The 22561-nt window shown below is 46.7% G+C and carries 14 protein-coding genes and 1 tRNA gene; 3 read left to right on the plus strand and 12 right to left on the minus strand.

What is annotated here, in order from left to right:
- Position 1: 1 nt before the first annotated feature.
- The 9 genes from IMZ16_RS03270 to argS all read right to left on the minus strand — a co-directional run bounded on the left by IMZ16_RS03270 (position 2) and on the right by argS (position 17917).
- Positions 2-751, minus strand: a complete 750-nt coding sequence (locus tag IMZ16_RS03270) for a glycerophosphodiester phosphodiesterase (RefSeq protein ID WP_193440475.1) — start codon at positions 749-751, stop codon at positions 2-4.
- Positions 752-753: 2 nt separating this feature from the next.
- The gene (locus IMZ16_RS03275) at positions 754-2202 is read right to left on the minus strand and encodes a SusD/RagB family nutrient-binding outer membrane lipoprotein (RefSeq protein ID WP_193440476.1); all 1449 of its coding nucleotides are present in this window, start codon (positions 2200-2202) and stop codon (positions 754-756) included.
- Positions 2203-2207: 5 nt separating this feature from the next.
- A complete protein-coding gene (locus tag IMZ16_RS03280; RefSeq protein WP_193440477.1) occupies positions 2208-5180 on the minus strand; it encodes a SusC/RagA family TonB-linked outer membrane protein in 2973 nt (990 codons plus the stop codon).
- Between the two features lie 283 nt (positions 5181-5463).
- Entirely contained in the window at positions 5464-6888 is a 1425-nt protein-coding gene (locus IMZ16_RS03285; protein ID WP_193440478.1) for a metallophosphoesterase, read from the minus strand.
- Entirely contained in the window at positions 6885-8705 is a 1821-nt protein-coding gene (locus IMZ16_RS03290) for an alkaline phosphatase (protein ID WP_193440479.1), read from the minus strand. The genes IMZ16_RS03285 and IMZ16_RS03290 overlap by 4 nt, the downstream gene beginning before the upstream one ends.
- A 13-nt stretch (positions 8706-8718) precedes the next feature.
- A complete protein-coding gene (locus IMZ16_RS03295) occupies positions 8719-10227 on the minus strand; it encodes a RagB/SusD family nutrient uptake outer membrane protein (protein ID WP_193440480.1) in 1509 nt (502 codons plus the stop codon).
- A 15-nt stretch (positions 10228-10242) separates the two neighbouring features.
- Positions 10243-13077 (minus strand): SusC/RagA family TonB-linked outer membrane protein, encoded by a 2835-nt coding sequence (locus IMZ16_RS03300; protein WP_193440481.1) that lies wholly within the window; start codon positions 13075-13077, stop codon positions 10243-10245.
- A gap of 226 nt (positions 13078-13303) precedes the next feature.
- Complete coding sequence (locus IMZ16_RS03305) at positions 13304-15988, minus strand: choice-of-anchor I family protein (protein WP_193440482.1); 2685 nt, start codon at positions 15986-15988, stop codon at positions 13304-13306.
- Between the two features lie 165 nt (positions 15989-16153).
- A complete protein-coding gene (argS, locus tag IMZ16_RS03310) occupies positions 16154-17917 on the minus strand; it encodes an arginine--tRNA ligase (RefSeq protein ID WP_193440483.1) in 1764 nt (587 codons plus the stop codon).
- 776 nt (positions 17918-18693) lie between these two features.
- On the opposite strand from argS, the gene IMZ16_RS03315 reads away from it, so the two are divergent.
- The 3 genes from IMZ16_RS03315 to IMZ16_RS03325 all read left to right on the plus strand — a co-directional run bounded on the left by IMZ16_RS03315 (position 18694) and on the right by IMZ16_RS03325 (position 20074).
- Complete coding sequence (locus tag IMZ16_RS03315; RefSeq protein ID WP_193440484.1) at positions 18694-19305, plus strand: ribonuclease HII; 612 nt, start codon at positions 18694-18696, stop codon at positions 19303-19305.
- 30 nt (positions 19306-19335) lie between these two features.
- A tRNA-Met gene (locus tag IMZ16_RS03320) sits at positions 19336-19409 on the plus strand.
- Between the two features lie 83 nt (positions 19410-19492).
- A complete protein-coding gene (locus tag IMZ16_RS03325; protein ID WP_073180774.1) occupies positions 19493-20074 on the plus strand; it encodes a Uma2 family endonuclease in 582 nt (193 codons plus the stop codon).
- Positions 20075-20136: 62 nt separating this feature from the next.
- Here IMZ16_RS03325 and groL read toward each other — a convergent pair whose 3' ends face one another.
- The 3 genes from groL to IMZ16_RS03340 form a co-directional block, all read right to left on the minus strand.
- Positions 20137-21765 (minus strand): chaperonin GroEL, encoded by a 1629-nt coding sequence (groL, locus tag IMZ16_RS03330; RefSeq protein WP_193440485.1) that lies wholly within the window; start codon positions 21763-21765, stop codon positions 20137-20139.
- A 33-nt stretch (positions 21766-21798) separates the two neighbouring features.
- Positions 21799-22116: a four helix bundle protein gene (locus IMZ16_RS03335; protein WP_317173237.1), complete on the minus strand. Its 318-nt coding sequence runs from the start codon at positions 22114-22116 to the stop codon at positions 21799-21801.
- A 79-nt stretch (positions 22117-22195) separates the two neighbouring features.
- Complete coding sequence (locus IMZ16_RS03340) at positions 22196-22474, minus strand: co-chaperone GroES (protein WP_073180770.1); 279 nt, start codon at positions 22472-22474, stop codon at positions 22196-22198.
- Positions 22475-22561: the final 87 nt, after the last annotated feature.

The raw sequence follows: 22561 nt of genomic DNA on the forward strand, positions 1-22561 counted from the left end.
TCTATAAATTTTTAAGTTTTTCCGGTATATCAGTTGTAATTACTTTTATTCCCATCTCCATTAGCGTACGGGCAATTTCTTCGCTATTTACAGTCCAAGAATTGGTAATCAAACCCAAATCGTTAGCCTGCCGTATCCATTCGGGATGCTTATCAATGAAAATTTTATAATGATAATCGATGCCATCCAAACCTAATGCCTTCACTTCCTGCGGAGATAATTCGCCATTTAAATATTGAACCTTAATCTGTGGAGCTATCCGCTTGGTTTCCAGGCAAATATTTTTGCTAAAGGAAATGATTTGCACCTGCTTATCAAGGCTTAATCGATTGACTTCTGCTACGGCCTTCCTCACCAGCTCATCTTCTAACTCCTTGGTTTTTGCTGGTTTTATTTCCATAATCAGTTGTATCGCCGGATGCCTTTTACCTAATTTGAGGTATTCTCTCAATGTGGGTATGCGCTCCCCATTACTCAGTGGAATTTTTCTCAGGTCTTTAAAGGTGGTTTCAGCAATCACCAATCCTGCGTGGTCCTCATCGTGATTTACGATTAACCTGCCATCCTTACTCATCCTCACATCGAATTCCGCCCCGTAAACGCCGGCTTGTACCGCGTTTTTAAATGAAGAGAGGGAGTTCTGTGCTGTTTCAGGAGCCGTTTTCCAAAAACCTCTATGCGCCACGATCTGCGTCTGCGCGGAGTATGCACCCGAGAGCATTAAGGCAAATATTAGCAACAACTTTTTCATAACTATTTCTCCCACCAAACTTTTGTATTGTAAGTATCACCTCCCATACTCTGAACGGCAGCGTTGTACTGTTCGGGGTTTTGCAATCTTGTTACCGGAGGATACATAAATCGTACTGGCATTTTTCCATCATTTAGCAGCCCCCCATTGTTCGGCAATTTTGGATAACCGGTTCTGCGATACTCATACCAAGCCTGCTGATCGACAAAGAAAAGAGCCACATACTTCTGCATCATAATACGCTCTAAAGTGCCATTGTATGCCACATCAGGGTGATTAAGATACTCAGGCGTCGATTTGGCATTCCATTGCTCTAGGGATGCCTGAACGCCTTTGTCATAAAATGTTTTTGCATCTCCAGGGATGACATTTTTTAGAGCTAACTCAGCTAAGATAAACTGTAGCTCAGAATACCCCATAATTTTCAGCGTTAATGGCGTCTTGGCCAGAGCCTGATTGAGATTGGATGGGTTGTAAGTGAACTTCGTTCCGCTTTTATAGCCAGCCGGCGCACCCTTATATCCTATATCCTTGTTAGAGCCAAGTTCTCTTGCCTTGCTGAAAAATGTTGGGCGCCGTGGATCCTCCGTTTTATTAAGATAATCCACAAAAAACTCTGCGGCGGCGCGCCCAGTCGTAAAATCCTGTGGACGAACAATTGGCGCATCAAAAGGAGCAACGCCGGTAGCTAATACGAAGGCGCTATCATCATTATTAGTAAAAATGGGATAAGTAGCGGGATCTGAGATAATCTTATTGATTCTGTTTTTCACATCAATCTCGCCGTCTTTGTTAAGAATTCTTAGCAACATCCTGAGCGAGAGTGAATTGCAGAATTTCTTCCATTTTAAAACTCCTGCAGCATTCTCATTGGCATGATACATCTGATCCGGGCCTTTCAGAGTTTCCGACAGTCCAAAAAGTGAATTCGCTTTTTCCAGATCGTTCAGCAGCTGGATGTACACTTCTTTTTGCTGGTCAAATTTTGGCGTCCTTATATTTTCTTCCTGGCGGAAGGCTTCGCTGAAAGGGACATCACCGAAACTGTCAGTAAGATTTTGAAAGCCCCACGCCCTTAAAACCAAGGCGACTGCCTCATTATTTTTATTCCCTTCCTTCTGCGCAAGTTTCAACATTTCATTTATCTGCATCTGCCATCTGTAGGTGCTGTTCCAGTAGCCTACGCCGGTATTTTCGGTGAAATAATATCTTGACACCGTATTGCCCTCATTTGGAAAAGGAATGCTGTACTGCATTATTTCAAACCCAAAATTATTGGCACGCATATACGCTTCGCTCGCCATTTCATAAAGCGCAGGATTCAGCAGATTTTCAGAATTGGCCTCAACCTGCTTCGAAAAGTCGATATTCGTTTCTTCGAAATCATTTGTACAAGACGATGCTGTAAGAAGTGATACAGCCGCTATTATATTTAAAAATTTCTTTTTCATAGTGTTTAGAATTTTACATTAATGCTTATGCCGAAGGTTCTGGAAGATGGAAGTGCGCCTATGTCTACGCCGGGCGTGATATCGGCATCGTCCATAGCTGCAGTTTCTGGGTCGAAAATTGGAAAGTCTTTTGTCCACATAGCTAGGTTTTTACCGTACAAAGCGATGGAAAACTCCTGAAGTTTCATACTTTGCGTCACATTCTTATTGAACCTATAGCCAATTCTTGCATCCCTTAATTTGATAAATGATGCGTCAAAGGAGTTGGTTTCCACATTGGCACGACGATAATAGTCACTGTACCATCTGCTAACCAGCACCTCTTTTGTATTTGGCGAATAAGAGCCATCCGGATTTTGGACCACACCTTCTCCAACCATCATTCCACCCGGATTATCTCTAAAACGAAGCGTATGCTTCAATTTGCCTTGCTCGGACATCTTATGGTGTGTTTGAGAATATACGATACCTTTATATTGCCCGTCGAACGACACGGCAAAATCAAAATTCCCCACGCGTAAAGAGTTTTGGATTCCCGCACGCCATTTTGGGAAGGCGTTGCCTACTTTTTCTACATAAGAATTGCGTGCTGTAAATCCATCGGAGCCGTATACTACATTGCCCTGTGGATCACGCACAAGCTTATATCCGTACAAATCCCCTAGAGAGCCGCCTTTTACAGCGTTAAAATATACGGTACCAGCTGTGGCGTAAGTGTAGCCCTGCGGATCGTCTGCGTAGATTTCAGGGACTTCAAGTATCTTATTTCTGTTCAGCGACCAGTTTGCACCTATAGTCCATTGAACGCCTTTAGTTTTTACAGCCACTACATCAGTGCTCAATTCTACGCCGCGATTTCTTACCAAACCACTATTAATTAATCTCCTCGTATAACCGGTCTCTATGAGAACAGGTACCGCATATACCTCGTTTTTAGTGCGGTTTTCATAATAAGTAGCGTTGAATGTCAATCGGTTTCTGAACATATTTAAGTCAAAACCTCCTTCGATATTGGTGTTAAATTTTGGCTTCAAATCCGGATTATACATCCTGCTTTGCAGTACATATGAATCATCATAAAATTCAATCGGATCATAATATCTCGTCAGCTGATAAGGCGAAGTACCAAAACCTGTCTTAGCCCAACTCCCGCGAAGTTTGAAGAGATTGATCTTTGGTCCTAATTCAAAAATATTGTTCAAAAGAACGCTAGCACTTACAGAAGGGTAGAAGAATGACCAATTTTTCTCTGGCAATGTACTTGTCCAATCGTTTCTTCCGGTGAAGTCAATGTATACTTTGTCATCAAAGCCAACATTCACCATACCGTAAACAGAGTTTGTCTTTTTGTCATAAGGAAGGTATCTCCTATCCACGGACACACCATTTTCTAATGTGTAGATACCAGGCTCCACAAGCCCCTTAGCCACATTTCTCTTGGTACGGCGACGGAAATCCCTCAAGCTCCCCCCAATAGAAGCGCGCATATCAAATCTCCCAAAATCGTTTTTGTAAGTTGCAAGTAAATCGTGATTTAAATCGCGCGTATCAATTTTGGTTTCAGTAAACTGTCCTTTTCCAAATTTAGCAGAATTCCATGGCCTGCGTTCCCATCGGTTGTCTCTGGTGAATTCCGCACCAGTCCTAAGCATTAAATCAAGGTTTGGGGTGATGGCATAATTTAGAGTGACACCACCGAGAACATTGTTTTTGTTCATGGCGTTCGTCATTTCGTACGCAATCAAATATGGATTATCAATGTACGAACTAAATGGGTGAATCTGCTCCTGCTGATATTTATCCTTCTTCCAAATCGGGCGATACCAGGCAAGGTCTATATTTGGATTTTGGAAAATCATAAAATAATTGATTGAATGGTTATTATAACCGGTAGCCGGAAGGTTGTCCGAATTTGTATTAGAGTAAATTACTTTAAAGGCTGCCTTGAACTTATCAGTAATATTAACATTGAAGGTGTTGTTGGTAGTAAAGCGCTCAAAGCCGGTATTTGGCATAATCCACTCGTTTTTAGTGTAATTTAGTGACGAGCGGAAATTCATTCTTTGCCATCCTGCATCTAGAGTTAGTGTATTACTGTAATTTGTACCTGTTTGGAAGAAATCTTTTACATTCCGTTTGTATGGCCTCCATAAAGTACGCTCAGCGCCCTGCCCCTCCACATTAGGGTCATACTGGAAATAATATTGCCCTTCGAACTTAGGGCCAAAAGCACTTGAAGTAGCCCCAGTACTTACCCCATCAGGCGATGCTCCGTAAGAGTAATATGTAAGACTGGAGCTACCGCCCTGACCGTACTCATATTGCCAGTCCGGCCACTTTAGTACTGTCTCAAAGCTGGTGTTCGCGATGTATCCAATATTCAATTTCCCACTTTTCCCCCTGCCGGATTTGGTCGTAATCATTATGGCACCATTGGCACCTCTTTCACCATAGAGGGCAGAGGCAGAGGCACCTTTTAGCACGGTTACAGATTCGATATCCTCTGCATTGATACTGTTAAGAATATTTCCATAATCAATAGGCACTTCTGTGGTTGAGCCGTAAGCAGGGGCACCAGTCCCCACAATCTGCTGGTCAATGGGAATCCCATCTATTACAATCAAAGCGGCATTATCCGCATTTACCATTGAAGTTTCCCCGCGGAGCTTTATCCTTGCGGTTTCCAGCGGGCCTGCATTCGGCGTTAATACCTTCAGCCCAGCTACCTTACCTTCCATTGCGGTAGCGAAATTGTTAAACTGGGCGGTTTCAAAAACCTCCTCGTTAAGCTTCTCCGCCGAGTAGCCCAAGGCTTTCTGCTCCCGTTTTATTCCGAGGGCCGTCACCACTACCTCCTTGATCTGCCTTTCCCGAAGGGTATCCTGCACGGGAGGATTCTGTGCAGTCTGTGCTGCGAGCTCACAGGACAACAATCCAGCCGCTGCAAGCACAATAATCTTCTGAACGCTTTTTTTCACTTGTTTAAATTTTGAAAGCAAAGTTAGAGCGCATTTCTGGGGCGAATGTTAACGGATGTTTAATTTTAGGTTAACATTTTTTTTGGGAAAAATCAAAAAAGAGCAACTTTTAATAGTTTAAACTTCTAAGGCTCAGCAGGAAAGGCCTCAAAGCAAAAATTTAATATTGCCCATCGCAAATTTATCCGTATACAAGGCTGTTAGCCTTATCCAACCATCTTTTTATCCAAATAAAAAAACCGCCAGCCATAGCGGCAGGCGGCGATATAGTCATAAAAAAACTTCAATGCGAAAGCATCTCAGCCGGGATATTCTGTTCAGGGATCCCGATGCTGGAGATGCCAACATCCAGCACCTGGCCCATATAGTCCTCGAAGTATAGTACCTCTATTTTGTGGTAACCTTTCTCCAGCGCCACTATGCCCTCTTTGCGCTGCGCGCTGTGTCCGCCATCGTTATCTACAATGGTTTGGCCATCTATTTTAATAACGGAGCCGTCGTCAGAGTAGCTGTAAAATTTATAAAAAGCAGTCTCGGGAATGCGGATATACCCGCCAAAGGACAGGGCAAAGTGGTCATCTGCGGCGGCATTCTCAAGGTCTATTTTAGTTGCAGTACCGCTTTTCAGTTCTTTCAGGTTCCCAATTTCCTTTACCGATTTTATTTTTCCTTCGTAATAACTGTAATGCAGGCCTTCTTTACTTGGTTTCACATTCTGCGCTTTCAGAACTTTGGTTTTTTCGCTAATTTCCGAAAGCCCGGACGGGAAACTGTAAGGAAATTTCCTGCCGGAAGGCAGCGACAGATAGGATGAAAAAGCAAACTGATCTTCTTTTAAAGTTATCACTCTGCCGCCCTGCTCCAGCCTGCCGTAGCCATCGTTGCCGGTCTTCGCACCGTAGCCAAGCGCAACCCCGCGGTAGCTCCCGATATAATTGTTATCGTGGTCGTGCCCGCAGAAAACGCCAATTACATCCTTGCGCTCCAGGATAGCGGCCATCAAGCCACTGTTTACCGCCGCCGAAGATACATCTTCATTTGCCTCTCCCACTTTTGCCGGGTCCTTCGCCACCACCGAGAACTCCGGCAACGGGATATGGAAGAACATCAGCGCGGGCAAAATTTTCCCCGCAGATTTTTCAATCCGTTCGCTTTCTTCGGCGTACCAGGAGATTTGGTCGCGCTTAATCCACGCATAGTTGCCAAGCTTAGGGTTGCGGGTGTAATCCCCGCTGTCTAAGAAATAAAGCGTAGCGGCCGGTTTGTTGGTTTTTGAAGAATGCACCGGGAGCGAGAAATTTGCAACGCCTGCCACAGAGCCCTTTTCACCAACAAAATGCGGGAAAGTTTTCAGAAAATCAAAAGATTGTGCATTAGTCCAGTCCTGCTCGGCATCGTGGTTTCCGAAGACCAAAGTCCACGGCACGCCTGCCTCCTCTATGATTTTGCCAAGGTTTCTCCAGCCATCCCTCATCGGGATACAGTTGACATTATCGCCATCCAGCACGATGAAATCAGGCTTTTCAGCCGCTATTATCCTGCGGAGGGTTTCCGTAGTTTTATTGGTATATTTCGGCTCATTGCTCCAGTGTATGTCCGTAAACTGGAGGATTTTAAGCTCACCATCAGAATTAAATTTCAGCTGATTTTTCTGCGCGTACGCCATTGCTACGGCAGAAAGCAACAATGCAAAAAAGAATTTTTTCATGGTTTAATATTTAGCGCGTTCAAGATTTTATAAAAAACTGCGGTATTTTCATAAAAACCGACAAACCGCTCTGCCCCGGAGCCATAGGCGAAAACGGATACCGGCAGCGCGGTGTGGTCGTTGGTGCTCTGCTGAGCAAATATGCGCCCAGTTTTCAGATCTCCATCCAGCAGCGTGACGCCGCCAGTTTCGTGGTCGCCTATTACGATTACGAGGGTTTCCCTGTTCTCGTCTGCGAATCGCATCGCCCTGCCCACTGCCTCGTCAAAATCGAGCAGCTCGTCCACCATTTTGCCGAATTCATTGGAATGCAGATTGATATCCGTGCGGGAAGCTTCTGCCATTATAAAAAAACCCTTTTTATTCCGGCTTAAAACTTTTAGAGTTTTTTCAAGAGTATTAATAAGCCAGTTGCCGCGCTCGGCGAAATTTTTTGAAGCCAAGGGATCCATTATCAATGCTCTTTCCCTTTGAAAATCCGCAATTTCGGAATTACTGAAGATGTTAATTTTCTGAGATTTAAATTTTTCCCTCTCCGCCTCGGAAAGTTCCACTGCCGGTGCGCCGGCGAGGATTTTCACTCCAGAATCCGCGAACTGCTGAAGGATCGCGCGGCTGTCGTCCCGGTTGTCCGTATGCGCGTAGAAGTCTGCAGGCGTGGCATCTGTAACATCGCCCGTGGAGATGAGCCCGCTCACGATTCCTTTTTCTTTCAAAATTTCCGGCAGAAGGCGCAGCGGCTTGCCCTGAGGATCTACCCCTACGAAATTATTATTGGTCTTTACCCCGGAGGAAAACGCCGTGGAACCTGGCGCGGAATCCGTGACAAAAGCGTTGGCAGAGTTGGTTTTGGAGATCCCGGTGTAAGGCATTCTAAAAATATTCAGGCTGCCGCGGTTGGCTGTGTATGCCGCGTAAAGCTGAGGAAGCGCCACGCCGTCGGCAATCATTAAAACGACATTCTTAGCCCGTGTTTTAAATTTGGGAAACTTCGGGTGGTAAGCCTCAAAGGAAGTGTGGCTGCGGTACTCATTCTTTGGAATTTGGTTGAGGAAGGCTGCCAGCTCGGGGATTTTGTCGGTATTAATGAAATCCGCGCCTGCATCCATAAGGTTTACCCAAGCATTCGCAAAATCCGGCGCACCCCAGAAGCGGATGGCCTTGCCCTGCAGATGCGCCTGCCGAACAGCTTCCCGCACTTTCGCCGATTCCTCATCCCGCATAATGCCCTTACCATTCCATTTGGTATAATCTCTGAGCGGCGCACTGAACATGCCCACCCTTCCCAGCTGATCGGGCGAGTATTCTTTCGTTAAATCTCCGTCAAAAAAAAGATATTCAGGGTAATTTTTGAACTCTGAAGGCTGCGGCACATTGCCCGTAATGATGAGTTTCACAGTTTTATTCTGCGTAATAATCTGATACTTAGAATCCAGCAGGCGCACCAGCGCGGGCAATTCTGATCTGTAATCGCTCTTCATTTCTATGAAAAGTATCAGCTTCTCCATTTTATCTGCGCGGATGCTGCCATTGTTTTCGCGGAGTAAGACGGCGATGGGCTCCAGGTAAAGCTTCTCCAGGGTACGATCTGAAGTGAGCTCGTGCGGGTCGTGGCCAATCAAAAGCTGATTGTTTTGGTAAAACACATCTGCCTCAATGGAGCCAAAACCCGCATAATAGGCCGTCCAGAAAGGTATGGGCTGATGATAATCGTTGTGGGAATGCGCATTCCGCACGGAATAATCGGAAAAATTTTGCGCAGAAAATTCTGCGCAAAATCCTGAAACCAAAAATATAAAGAAAAATAGTTTTTTCATGACCCTACAGCCCTTACCAGCCCTCGTTTTGTTTGATGATACCTTTACTGTTTGTGATCACGCGCTGCGGCACCGCCCACACATTATGCACACTCGGGTTGAATGTTCTTGCCGGCCATACTACTTTGCCATCCACCCCGTGGAGTGGTTTGGCGTAGGCCGCCTGCGCATCGCCCCAGCGTACAAGGTCGCGGTGACGGTCTGCCCATTCCCCGGCAAGTTCGCATCTGCGCTCGTGTTTCAGGTCTGCCATTGTGGCATTGGTTTTGGGAGATAGCCCTGCTCTGCGACGGATCATATTAATTTCTGCATCCGCATTTTTTCCTTGTTTAAGGAGTGCCTCAGCCTTGATGAGGATTACTTCTGCATATCTCATGATGGGTACGGCGAGGTCTGTATTGGGATAGTCTCCATCGGGGCTTACATGGCCGGCTTTCAGATCATATTTGAAGGCATCCATGTACTTATTAAACTGGTAGCCACTCAGTGAGTTCGTGGAAGAGTATGAGCGTTCTTTGCCGTTGAACATAAATTTGTCTCCAGGCTTCAGTATGGTGACTTCTCTTCTCTCATCTCCCGGCTCAAATTCATCGTAAAGTTCCTTGGTGGGCTGAAAATAGCCCCAGCCATTATATTCGCCCCAGCCTTTGTTCTCCAGCATTACCCCGGGCAAGATGCTGCCCCACGCCCCGAACCCAGGAGTGGAAGGTACGGAGTGGATGTACTCGGAGCCATAGTTGTTTTCTGCTTTAAATACATCGGCATATTTTGGGAGAAGGTCTCGCTTGCCATCAGTCATTACCTTTCCGGCCCAATATTCAGCATTTTTCCAGTCTTCCATGAAAAGGTAAGTTTTAGCGAGAAGCGCCATCGCGGCCACTTTATGAGGGCGGCCATAATCGGTAGCTGGCAGGGCTTCCTGCGCCGGGAGCAGGTCTACTGCTCGTTTCAGGTCTCGGACGATCATGTTGTAGTTTTCCATCACATTTGCGGCACGCGGGATGGCTTCCAGCGATGCCTCAGCTGTGGGATCTACTATCGGCACGCCGGCTTTGCTGCTGCCGTAGTTTGAAGCAAGTTCAAAATACATCCTGGAGCTCATAAAAAGTGCCTCTCCGAGATATTTGTTTTTAACCTCCTGACTTGTCTGAATCCGGTCGATATTTTTAATAATCTGGTTTGCACGGAATATTATCGTATAGCGCATATCCCATTGCTTGTCCAGATCACCGGCGCCGATGTAGGCGCTGCTGAAGTTTTTAGCATTATCTGCCTCGCCCTTGGAGCGGCCTGTAATCATATCATCAGATGCGTTGATGTACCAAAACAAGCCTCTGCCGTAGAATTCAGAATCGTAGATCAGGCGGTACATTGCATTGGCACCGGTAATCAGATCGTATTCGGTATTCCAGAAGGTAGCCTCTGTGGGCGGCCCTTGGGGGGCGATGTCCAGCTCCCTGTCGCAGGATGTAAGAGAAATTGCTAAGAAAGATGCGGCAATTATTTTATTCCAGTTTTTCATATTTAGTTTTATTTTTTAAAGTCCAACATTTAACCCGAAGAGAACGGTGCGCGCCTGTGGATAGCGGCCAATATCAATACCATAGTTATTCATCCCCACTTCAGGATCGAAGCCTTTGTAGTTTGTAAAGGTCACAAGGTTATCTGCCGTGATGTAAATTCTGACTGATTTGATGTCGATCATCTCGGTGTATTTCAGCGGGAGCGTGTAGCCCACGGTAAGGTTTTTCAGGCGGAGATAATCTCCTTTCTCAATGTAGAAATCCGACACGCGGGAGTAGTTCCCGGAAGGGTCGCCAATCGCCAGGCGAGGGATAGAGGCGCCGGTATTGTTTGGCGTCCAGGCGTTGAGGATATCTGTATCCATATTGTAGTTCTGTCCTGTACCGCCCGGGTTCAGGGTGATGAATTTCAGCCCGTTGAAAATCTTGCTGCCGTGCACCCCCTGGAAGAATGCGTTGATGTCGAAGCCTTTATAGCTGAAATTAGCGCTGAAGCCGTAGTTGAGTTTAGGATAAGGATTCCCGAGGTAAACCATATCATCGTTGTTCAGCCTGCCGGTATTGCCTTCTTTTTTAAGGAATTTAATGTCGCCGGGCTTCGCATTCGGCTGGATCAGCACTCCATTGGCATCCTTGTAATTATTGATTTCCTCCTGAGACTGGAAGAGACCCGCAGTTTTATAACCGTAGAATGAGTACAAAGCGTCGCCCACGACTACTCTGGTAGGATATAGCACGCCGCGGACACTGTTGTTCATCGCAATCTGCTGTACCGGCATTTCCTTCACCTTGTTCTGAAGGTGGCTCAGGTTGGCATTAAAGCTGTAAAAAATCTCTCTTCCGCGCGGTCCCTGAAAGTTGAGGCCGATCTCGTATCCTTTATCCTCAAAAAGCCCCGCGTTTATGAAGGTGGTCTTGTAACCCGCCGTGATCGGCAAAGGCACTTCAAAAATCTGGTCCTTGGATTTTTTGATGAAATAATCTGCGGTGAGCGTCAGGCGGCTGTTCAGGAAGCCCATATCGATACCGAAGTCAGTCTGCTCAGATTTACCCCATTTCAAATTAGGGTTCGGGTATACACTTGGGAAGTATGCTACATTCGGCTGAGGGTCCTGGCCAAATATGATGTAATTTTCCCTCCTCATTACTGGATTTACAGCGTCATACGATATGCCGCCGAGATTCCCCAGCACACCATAGCTCGCACGCAATTTGAAATCCCTCATCCAGCTTACATTCTCAAAGAAGCTCTCCCTGCCAAGGCCCCATGCCCCGGAAACAGCGTAGTAGTTTTCATAACGGTTATCTTTAGATACCATAGAGGATCCGTCGCGGCGGCCCAGCAAGCTTATAATGTATCTGCTTCTATAATCGTAATTCACACGGCCAAGCAGCGATGTGAGCGCATCAGAATATTTATAGCTGGATACATTTTTATTATCATTGGCATTTACCAGATATTGGTAGTTTGGGTGCTCATTTCTAAAATCCTCCCCCCTTGCTGAGAAGCCATCTGAAATGTTTTTCTGGAATGTATAGCCTACCGTAGCATCTATAGTATGACCGCTGAATGTTTTTTTATAGCTTAGAATCTGTTCGGCAAGGCTGCTGGACATGTTGCTGGAATTCTGCTCAAGCCTGTTAAAGTCGAATATCTTTCCAACCTCTAACACACGGTGCGTGAATTCCTTGCTGTCTGCCAGGCGGAAGGTTTGTGAAAAGTTTGAACGGAATTTCAGCCCGTCCAGCAGGGAGATCTCAACATAAGGATTGATAAGAATCTCGTGGGTTGGGTTTTTATAGGTAAGTCTTTTCAGGTAGGCCACGGGGTTGATCATATCGCCGTAGCTCCCTGCCACGCTGATCGGCAGGCCGGAGAAATTTCCGTTCTGATCATAGACAGGAACATTCGACGGGTAATACATTGCTGCGAGAATAGCGCCCGTATAGCCGCTGGCTGTGTTGGCCGAATTGCCGTCAGAAAAATGATAATACATATTTTCGCCGATTTTCAGCCAATCATTTACCGTGTGGTCGGAATTTACCCGGAAGCTATACCTTTTAGCCTGGGTGTTGTCTAAAATTCCCTCCATAGAGCGGTGGTTCATACCAACGAAGAAACGAGAGCTGTCCCCACCGCCCGTCAGGTTGATATTGTACTCCTGAGTAACACCCGTGCGAAATATTTCCTCCACCCAGTCAGTTCTCGTAATAGCACCATCAGGATATTTAGCAGGATCAAAAGCATCTGGAACCGTCTTGCCTTCATTCTGGTAGGCCTGCGTCATCACGCTCTGGAATTCAGAAGCATTTAGGGAATGCCTAAGTTTCCAGGCCTTGGAAATCCCATATTTAGCATCCAGCTCTACATTTAGAGCGCCTCTTTTGCCCTGTTTCGTGCTAATAAGAACCACCCCACCGGAAGCCCGCGCTCCATAGATGGCGGCAGAGGCGTCCTTCAGCACAGAGATGGATTCAACATCATTCGGGTTAATGTTCGGCGTACCTTCGAAAACTACGCCATCTACCACATACAGGGGAGCCTCACCATTGATGCCCCCAAGACCGCGGATATTTACGCGCGGTGAGGAAGTCGGGTCACCGCCCTCATTGATCACAGTGACGCCGGGTGCCTTCCCCTGAAGTGCGGAACCTACTCCTGAGAGCGATCTGGAGCCGATTTTATCCAGCTCTACCTGAGATACCGCGTTCGAAACTTTGGATTTCCTCTGGCTGCCGTATCCGACTACCACCACCTCTTCGATTGTTTTCTCTCTGAGGCTGTCTGCCGTCTGAGCCGCCATGGTTCCGATGCACAGCAGCGAAACCGGGATGAATAGTTTGTTCATAAAGATTTGCTCAAGATTTTCATGGCAAAATTATATCGGCAAAACCTTTTTTGAGCGAATATCATATTAATAAATTATTAAATTAATCGGCTGTTTTTTTACATATTTGTTAAATTTTGAAATAAATGACATTTATCATAAACATTATGATTCCAGTTTAAGAGATTGCAATCCACAAAAAAAAGCCACCCTATCAGGATGGCTTTTCTTAATGCAAAAAACTCGATTACTTCACCACAACTTTCAGGCTCTGGCCTTCGCTGGTTTTGATGATGTAGATGCCTTTCTGAAGACCGGCAGTGCTCACCGCAGAAGCTTTAGCGCCCTTCCTCATCAGCTTGCCGGACATATCGTAAATCTCAAAATCCACCGCTTTGCTGAAATGCAGATCAGCACCCTGATTCACAGGGTTCGGATAAGCGGACAGGCCGTTTCTCACGCTGCGCTCATTCGTCTTCAGGATTGAGCCGCCCAGCTCATAAATCGATATGGTGCCGCTGATTTCGTTGGCCACCAATACATAGCCCTTGCCGTTGCCAGAATCTTCCTGCGAAATGTACAGCACGCCTTCCGGACCAAGGTCTCCTTTTTCACGCGCATTCTGATAATCCACGAAAACAGGACTCTGCGGATTGGTAACATTGTACGCCAGAACGCCACCCACTCTTTCCAACGTGATGAACGCGAAAGTTTTCCCGCCGATTTCCGCCAGCGCTACGCCTTCAGGCTCAGGCCCTTTGGAATGGCTCCTGCCTTTTATCTTCACTTTTTCGTGGTCGGAATTGAAGAACTTCGGATACTTCTCCAGCGTAATGCGCTCAATCTGATCGCCGCTGTCGAAAACCAGCTGCTTTGTATCGGCATTGAAAATCGAGAACGACCTTGCGCCCACATTGTTGATTTCTTCAAAAACGCCGTCCCCATCGTTATCACCGTTCAGGTTCGTCACACGGAATCTGCCCAGGTTGTAGCTCTGCTTCAGCATTTCAGCCTGTGGGAAATTCGCAGGGTTCAGTTTATAATTGGCGTTGCCCACCGTGGTTCTTTCGTTCAGAGCGCTGAATTCTTTCTCGTCGCCTTCGTTGGCGGTGATGATGTAGTTCACGCCGTTCACCTGGTAAGTCTGCGCTGCATCAGGGATGTAGAAGGACTTCACAGGCCAGTTGGCAATCAGGATTTCACCGTTGTTATCGCTCGCATCAAAACCGTTGCCCGGCTGGCTCATATCCTTTTTGCCAAGGCCCCAAACATCAGTCAGCGTCTTAGTTATCAAATCGATTTCCGCGATGCCGTTATTTTCCTGAAGCGTTACAAAGGCCTTCCTGCTGTCCGCCGTTATCGTAATGTATTCCGGCTCAATGTCTTGGTAAATCGTGTTGTCTTTCTTCAGGTGCCTCAGGCCTTTGGCAATCAGTTCATCCTGGGTGAATTTCTTGAAATCCACAGTGGTCACCTGGCTTTGCGAAAGATTCGCAATTCCGGCGGAAATATCGATGATGCTCACCGTGCCCTCAGGGTCATTGTCGTACGCAGCGTTCGGCTCGCCTTCATTAGCCGTCAGAACTAATTTTCCGTCCGGCGAGAAAGTCACCATATCAGGCAGCGCACCCACGGTAACCTGCTTCAGGAAATCACCGTTCGGGTTGAAGAAAACCACGGAACCATTTTGCTGTTCATCAGCATTTGGTGAAGCTATGGCCACCAGATCATTCTTCACGGCCACGCTCGTTACGCCACCATAAGGCTTCATATCGATGGTTTTGAAAACCGACGGCATTTCAGGGTTGCTGAAATCGATGATGTCTACCACGCCAGTTATAGCACTGATGGCGAAAAGCCGCTTGGTTCCTGGGTGAAACGCCAGGATCTCCACAGAGCTTTTGTTCGCGCCAGAAGGATCGAAGCTTCCCTTGTAGTTCATCGTAAGTTCCGTGCTGCTTTGCGGCGCAGCCTTGTCATTATCCACGATGTAAACCGTAGCCAGCGCATTGCCCGTAATTTCCGCATTCACAGGGTTTTGCAGTTCCAGGTTGAAGTATTCGGCGTGCTGCTCATTCGCATCGCTGTCATCAATTATAGGAATGCTCACCGCATACTCCGTTTGCCCCGGAACGATGTTAATCGTCTGATTGCTGAATGAAAAATCGCTGCCGTTTTCCGCCGTGTTGAACTCCGCAGGTTTCAGTACCAGGTCCACGCTTCCAGCTACAGGATTTTCAACCTTAACGATGAAATTCAGCGTGCCGGCATTTTCCTTCACGCTGATGAAGTTCTTATCCAAAGAAACTTTCGAAGGATTACTTTGCTGCACGATGCCGCTATCCAGCGTGAAATTATCAAAACGGTTGTTCCCTTTTGTTCCGCCGCCAGCCTCGGAAAATTCTACCTTTAGCTTAAAGTTCGGGTTGTTGTTCGCCGCAGCTATTTGGGTAAAATCCAGCGTTATCAGTTCAGGGTTGCCGTCCTTCGGATTCACGGTCTGGAAGTTCGTCCAGCTGCTGCCATCCGTGGTGTAAGACCAAGTTTGCGTGCCGGCACCCTTACCGGAACGCCTTGTGGCAAACTTCACCACGATGTTATCGTAGCCTGTCGTCGGCAAAGAAAAAGTGAGAATGCCCCCAATCGGATCGTTGAAGCGAAGGTGAGTTCCCGCAGGATCGCCGTTTCTCGCATTCAGATTTTCAACATCGAAGTTCTGCTTCGTTCCACCAGCAGGATCGATTTTACTCACTGCGGTATTCGTAGCCACGATGGAAGCGCCGTTTACCAGGCTTACATTGGGCGCAAGCAATTTAGCTTCTGTGGAATTGTCGTTAAAATTCCAGTAATGCACCAGGGTTTGTGCCGTGCCGAAAGACGATGCGGCAAAGGCCGTCATCACCAGGCCTTTAAAGAGCAGATTTTGTTTCATAGCAATTTTTTGTGAAACGCAAAAATCATCAAAATCTGCCGAATTCCGATAAGAAATTTGTTAAGGAAATGTTAAATCAAAAGCTTATGGCATCTTGCTTTTAGCCAATGGGCATCTTGGCTCTCAAGTCTCGGCTCTCATATCTAAAGTCTTGGCTCAAAAGCCCTACATCCTGTCCACAGTTTCAATCCCGAGCAGTTTCAGCGATGATTTTATCACCGCCGCTGTCTGCCGCGAAAGTTCAATGCGGAAGTTTTTCACCGCCTCATCGTCGTTGTTCAGAATTGGGTTATTCTGGTAAAACGAGTTGTAAGATTTCACCAAATCATAGACGAAATTAGCGATGAGCGCAGGGCTCAGGCTTTCCGCCGCTTTGGAAACCGTTTCCCTGTAGCTGCCAATCAGCGCCATTTGTTCCTTCTCAAACGCATTCAGCGAAACATTTGCAAAATCCACATTTTCCGTACCGCCTGCCTTGGACAAAAGCGACTGGATCCGTGCGTAGGTGTACTGGATGAACGGCCCCGTATTGCCCTCGAAATCCACGCTTTTCTTCGGGTCGAAGAGCATTTTTTTCTTCGGGTCCACCTTCAGCATAAAATATTTCAGCGCCCCAAGCCCTATGATCTCGTAGGATGCCTCCTTTTGCGCTTCGCTCAGGCCTTCCATCTTGCCCAGTTCCTGCGCCTTGGCCTTGGCCGTTTCGTACATTTCCTGCATCAGGTCGTCGGCATCCACCACATTGCCTTCGCGCGATTTCATTTTGCCCTCCGGCAATTCCACCATCCCGTAAGAAAGGTGGTAAAGGCTGTCCGCCCATTTGTAGCCCAGTTTTTTAAGGATTTTAAACAGCACCTGGAAATGATAATCCTGCTCATTTCCCACGGTGTAGATGAGTTGGCTGATGTCATTCCGCTCAAATCTTTGCACTGCCGTTCCCAAGTCCTGCGTCATATAAACCGATGTGCCGTCCGCACGAAGCAGCAATTTTTGGTCGAGACCTTCATCCGCCAAATCCACCCAGACGGAGCCGTCTTCTCTTCGGTAAAACACACCTTCATCCAGGCCTTTCTGAATCAAATCTTTGCCGAGGATGTAGGTTTCGCTTTCGTACTGAATCTGGTCAAAGGATACGCCGAGTCTTCGGTAGGTTTCGTTGAAACCGGCATAAACCCAGGCATTCATTTCGCGCCAAAGATTCCGCACGGCTTTGTCGTTCTGCTCCCATTTCACCAGCATTTCCTGCGCTTCCAGTATGCTTGCCGCCTGCTTTTTTGCCTCGTCTTCGTTCAGGCCTTTTTCCTGCAAGGCCCTGGCTTCATCCTTGTAAACCTTGTCGAACTCCACATAATATTTCCCGACAAGGTGGTCGCCCTTCATCCCTGAATTTTCTGGCGTTTCCTTTCTGCCGGATTTTTCCCACGCCAGCATCGATTTGCAGATGTGTATGCCACGGTCATTGATGATTTGCGTTTTGATGACATCGTAGCCGTCTTCCTGCAGGATTTGCGAAACCGACCAGCCCAGAAGGTTGTTCCTGATGTGCCCAAGGTGCAGCGGCTTATTGGTATTCGGCGAGGAGAATTCCACCATTACGGTTTCGTTGCGCTGCGGTTTCTGGCGAAGGTTTTCAATGCCTTGGCGGAAATCTTCCAGCAGGTGTTCATCTTTGATTTTAAGGTTCAGGAAGCCCTTCACCACATTAAAGCTCTCCACGAAATCTAGCCTTTCCTGAAGTTTGCCGCCCAATTCCTTCCCGATTTCATCCGGGCTTTTCTTCAGCAGTTTCACCAGCGGAAAAATCACCACCGTAAAATCGCCTTCGAAGCCATCCTTTGTTGGCTGAACTTCCGGCGCAGCATTCTCCAGCTGAAAATCATCCTTCAGCACACTCAAAATTCCCGAAGCAATCGTCGCCTTTATACTCATCTGCAAAAATTCTCCCGCAAAGATAATAAGATTGATGCTAAGGAAGGTTGAGGATTAGGTTCAGGTTAAGGCTAAGGTTGAGGATACAGTCTGCTAATGCATATTTTAAAAATGGTCAAGGGCTTTTCAATATAAAAGAAAACGCTGTGTCTCCGTGGTTTAAAATTTTTAACACGGCGGCACGGATTTTTTTCTTTACTCTGGTAAAAACACGGAGAACACGGATTTCTTCTTAACAATTAAAAAAAACTCCGTGGTTAAAACTTTAAACACGGCGGCACGGATTTTTTTCTTTACTCTGGTAAAAACACGGAGAACACGGATTTCTCTTAACAATTAATAAAAACTCTGTGTCTCTGTGTTTGCTGAAGATTCAATCAACTAAACGCTGTGTCTCCGTGGTTTAAACTTAAACACGGCGGCACGGATTTTCTTCACCAAGAATCTGTGCCTCTGTGGTTTACAGAAATTCAATCAACCAAACTCTGTGTCTCCGTGGTTTAAATTAAACACGGCGGCACGGTTTTTCTTCACCAAGAATCTGCACCTCTGTGTTTTAGAGAAATTCAATCAACTAAACGCTGTGTCTCCGTGGTTTAAACCTATATCACTGCGGTTTAAAAATTGCCTTCTCGGAGATTGCCTTTCGGAAAATCCATTACGACACCATTACAAATGCATTACAAGTGCAATATGCTATTGCTCTAGTATTGCACCTGTATTGGACTTGCTGGGCATAAAACTAATATTTATCCATTATCCCCTATCTTTGCCCGATGAGATTGCGGCGGAGGTTTACGAAGGAATACCTGGAGTCAGGCTGTGATGAGGTGGGCAGAGGCTGCCTTTGCGGGCCGGTGGTTGCCGCAAGCGTGATTCTCAGCCCGAAGTTCCGGGCGGGCTACATCACGGATTCCAAAATGCTCAGCGCGAAAAAGCGGCTGGAAGTCGACCAATATATCAGGGAGCATTGCCTTGCATTTGCCATTGCGGAAGTTGGCGTGGAAACCATCGACCGCCACAACATCCTGAACGCCAGCATCCACGCTATGCACCTGGCCTTGGAGAACCTGCACACCCAGCCGGAATTCATCCTGGTGGACGGCAACCGCTTCCACCCGTACAATTTCATCCCGCACCAATGCATCGTGAAGGGCGACAGTAAATTCCTGAGCATAGCCTGCGCCTCCATATTGGCGAAGAATTATCGAGATAGCCTGATGATGCGGCTTCACGAGGAATTCCCTGAATACGGCTGGAACCGCAATATGGGCTACTGCACGAAGGAGCACCGCGAAGCGCTGATGAAATTCGGGCCTACGGTGCATCATCGCAAATCTTTTCGGCTAGATTATTTTCCTACGGAAGAAGTACTTGCTAATTCGTGAAAAATTTCTATATTTGCACCACCAAAAATTGGCGAGGTAGCTCAGATGGTTAGAGCGCAGGATTCATAACCCTGAGGTCACGGGTTCAATTCCCGTCTTCGCTACAAACCGCCCGATGAATAGGGCGGTTTTTTGTTTTTATCCCCATATCCCACCCATTTTCTTATTTTTGTAAAAACCATTGGCAATGGAAATTACGGATATCAATCAGCTGGATTTTGGCAAAACCTACACCTATGCCGATTACCTTACCTGGAAATTCAAAGAGCGAGTGGAGCTTCTGAATGGCAGAATTTTCAGGATGAGCCCCGCGCCAAACAGGAAACATCAGCAAATTGCAGGGAATCTTTACTTTAAATTGCGCTCCACTTTTGCTAACGAGCAATGCAAGCTATATTTTGCGCCGTTTGATGTCCGGTTGCCAAGAATTTCAAAAGATAATCAGGAGATTATTACCGTTGTTCAGCCTGATATCTGTATCGTTTGCGATCCGAATAAACTGGACGGAAAAGGCTGCATCGGTGCGCCGGATTTGATTATCGAAATTCTTTCCCCGGGAAATTCTCAGAAAGAATTGAAAAATAAATTCGACCTGTACGAAGAGGCCGGCGTGAAGGAATACTGGCTTGTGTACCCAAGCGAAGAAAGCGTCATCATCAATGTTCTGGAGGGTGGCGCCTACAAAACGCTCCGTCCTATCGGCGATGGTAATGTAGATTCTCCCACTTTCTCGCAGCTTAGCGTTCCGCTTTCCGAAATTTTCGCATAAAAAAAAATCCCTCCGCATTTCACGAAGGGATTTTGCTTATAGCTTAAAGCCTACGGCTTAAATTACATCATTCCCGGCATTCCTCCACCCATTGGTGGCATCGCAGGCTCCGCCTTCGGAATTTCAGTTACAACGCACTCAGTAGTCAGTAGCATACCTGCTACAGAAGCCGCGTTTTCAAGTGCTACTCTCGTTACTTTAGTTGGGTCGATGATTCCCGCTTCCAGCATATTTACATACTGGTCGCGCTTTGCATCATAACCAAAATCATTCTGACCTTCGGCAACTTTCGCTACGATTACAGAGCCTTCACCACCGGCATTTGCCACGATTTGGCGAAGCGGCTCCTCTATTGCCCTCTTCACTATTTTGATGCCTGTGGTCTCATCCTGATTGCTGCCTTCCAGCGCATCCAAAGATTTCACGGCGCGCACAAGCGCCACACCGCCACCAGCTACGATGCCTTCTTCCACGGCTGCACGAGTTGCGTGTAGCGCATCATCCACACGGTCTTTCTTCTCCTTCATTTCCACTTCGGAAGCGGCACCTACATAAAGCACTGCCACACCGCCTGCCAATTTGGCAAGCCTTTCCTGGAGCTTTTCACGGTCATAATCGGAAGTCGTGGTCTCCATCTGTGCCTTGATTTGGTTCACACGGGCTTTGATTTGAGATTCATCACCACCACCGTTCACAATTGTAGTATTATCTTTATCGATGCTTACTTTTTCCGCCGTGCCCAGCATTTCCAGCGAAGCATTTTCCATTGTAAAGCCTCTCTCCTCGGAAATTACCTGGCCGCCGGTAAGGATGGCGATGTCCTCCAGCATTGCCTTTCTTCTGTCGCCAAAGCCAGGCGCTTTCACGGCTGCAATTTTCAGCGAGCCTCTCAGTTTGTTCACCACCAATGTTGCCAAAGCCTCGCCCTCTACTTCTTCTGAGATGATGAGCAGCGATTTTCCAGCTTGTGCCACAGGCTCAAGAACCGGCAGCAATTCCTTCATTGAAGAGATTTTTTTCTCCACCAAAAGGATGTACGGATTATCCAGCTCTGCCACCATTTTGTCCGGGTTGGTCACGAAATATGGCGACTGATAACCTCTATCGAACTGCATACCTTCCACCACATCCACAGTGGTGTCGATGCCTTTCGCTTCTTCCACGGTTATTACACCTTCCTTGCCTACTTTTCCGAAAGCCTCGGCAATCAGGGAGCCGATGGTTTCATCGTTGTTGGCAGAAACGGAAGCTACCTGCTTAATCATTTCGTTGGAATCTCCCACCTCTTTGGATTGTGTTTTCAAGTCGGCAACTATCGCAGTCACAGCTTTATCGATACCGCGTTTCAAATCCATTGGGTTTGCACCGGCAGCCACATTTTTCAGACCTTCACGCACCACAGCCTGTGCCAGCACGGTCGCCGTAGTAGTACCGTCTCCAGCGATGTCGTTCGTTTTGGATGCCACTTCCTTCACCATCTGTGCACCCATATTTTCCACTTTGTCTTCCAGCTCGATTTCCTTCGCTACGGAAACGCCGTCCTTCGTAACATGCGGCGCACCAAAGGATTTCTCGATGACTACATTGCGGCCTTTCGGGCCAAGCGTCACCTTCACTGCATTCGCAAGAGCATCCACACCTCTCTTCAGCGCGTCTCTTGACTCTATGTCGAATTTAATTTCTTTTGCCATTGTTTTTTAGCTTTATGCAAAAGGCTTTATGCTTTAAGCCTTGTGCGGTTTGAGTTTTTCCTTTAAATTAAAGATTTTGCTTTTTATTACATTGATTTGCTGCAGCAGAAGCTGTGATTCATCTTCTGTAAAATACTCCAAATCACTGCAGAGAATTATCAGATATTCCGTTTCTGACGCAGAGCCCAGGGCAATGTTCAGAAATTGATTAAATTCTTTGTCCGTATTTCTGCCGCATCCTTCAGCAATATTGATTGGAATGGAGAGCGCAGCACGCCGGATTTGAGAAGTGATGTTGTATTGTTCCTCTTTCGGAAAAGATTTGCTAAGCAGATAAATTTGTTTTATCAAAATATGGCTTAGCTACCAAACCTCATATTTCCGAAAATCCCTCAAAAGCCTACTGCTTATTGCTTACGGCTTAAAGCCATTAGCCTATTATTCCAAACAAATCGCTTTCCTTCATTATCATATAATCCTTCCCGTCGATTTTCAGCTCCGTGCCGGAATATTTTCCATAAAGCACTCTATCGCCTTCCTTCACGGTCATCGGCTCGTCCTTTTTGCCTGGGCCTACCGCTACCACGGTGCCTTCCTGCGGTTTTTCCTGCGCAGTATCAGGGATGATGATTCCCGACGCAGTTTTCGTCTCAGCTGCCGAAGGCTCTACCAGAATCCTGTCGGCAAGCGGCTTGAAATTTACTGACATATCATTAAAATTTTAAAAGTTTCTGCCAGCATTTTTGCGAAAACTTTGCCAAAGAAAATTTCCGTAGCAAAGTTTTAGGTTTAAGGT

Source organism: Cruoricaptor ignavus (assembly GCF_014961145.1).
Lineage (GTDB): Bacteria > Bacteroidota > Bacteroidia > Flavobacteriales > Weeksellaceae > Cruoricaptor > Cruoricaptor ignavus.

What these genes read in the sequence shown, in the direction of transcription:
- IMZ16_RS03270 (WP_193440475.1), bottom strand. Translation starts at nt 751, where the DNA reads ATGAAAAAGTTGTTGCTAATATTTGCCTTAATGCTCTCGGGTGCATAC.
- IMZ16_RS03275 (WP_193440476.1), bottom strand. Translation starts at nt 2,202, where the DNA reads ATGAAAAAGAAATTTTTAAATATAATAGCGGCTGTATCACTTCTTACA.
- IMZ16_RS03285 (WP_193440478.1), bottom strand. Translation starts at nt 6,888, where the DNA reads ATGAAAAAATTCTTTTTTGCATTGTTGCTTTCTGCCGTAGCAATGGCG.
- IMZ16_RS03290 (WP_193440479.1), bottom strand. Translation starts at nt 8,705, where the DNA reads ATGAAAAAACTATTTTTCTTTATATTTTTGGTTTCAGGATTTTGCGCA.
- IMZ16_RS03295 (WP_193440480.1), bottom strand. Translation starts at nt 10,227, where the DNA reads ATGAAAAACTGGAATAAAATAATTGCCGCATCTTTCTTAGCAATTTCT.
- IMZ16_RS03300 (WP_193440481.1), bottom strand. Translation starts at nt 13,077, where the DNA reads ATGAACAAACTATTCATCCCGGTTTCGCTGCTGTGCATCGGAACCATG.
- IMZ16_RS03305 (WP_193440482.1), bottom strand. Translation starts at nt 15,988, where the DNA reads ATGAAACAAAATCTGCTCTTTAAAGGCCTGGTGATGACGGCCTTTGCC.
- argS (WP_193440483.1), bottom strand. Translation starts at nt 17,917, where the DNA reads ATGAGTATAAAGGCGACGATTGCTTCGGGAATTTTGAGTGTGCTGAAG.
- IMZ16_RS03315 (WP_193440484.1), top strand. Translation starts at nt 18,694, where the DNA reads ATGAGATTGCGGCGGAGGTTTACGAAGGAATACCTGGAGTCAGGCTGT.
- IMZ16_RS03325 (WP_073180774.1), top strand. Translation starts at nt 19,493, where the DNA reads ATGGAAATTACGGATATCAATCAGCTGGATTTTGGCAAAACCTACACC.
- groL (WP_193440485.1), bottom strand. Translation starts at nt 21,765, where the DNA reads ATGGCAAAAGAAATTAAATTCGACATAGAGTCAAGAGACGCGCTGAAG.
- IMZ16_RS03340 (WP_073180770.1), bottom strand. Translation starts at nt 22,474, where the DNA reads ATGTCAGTAAATTTCAAGCCGCTTGCCGACAGGATTCTGGTAGAGCCT.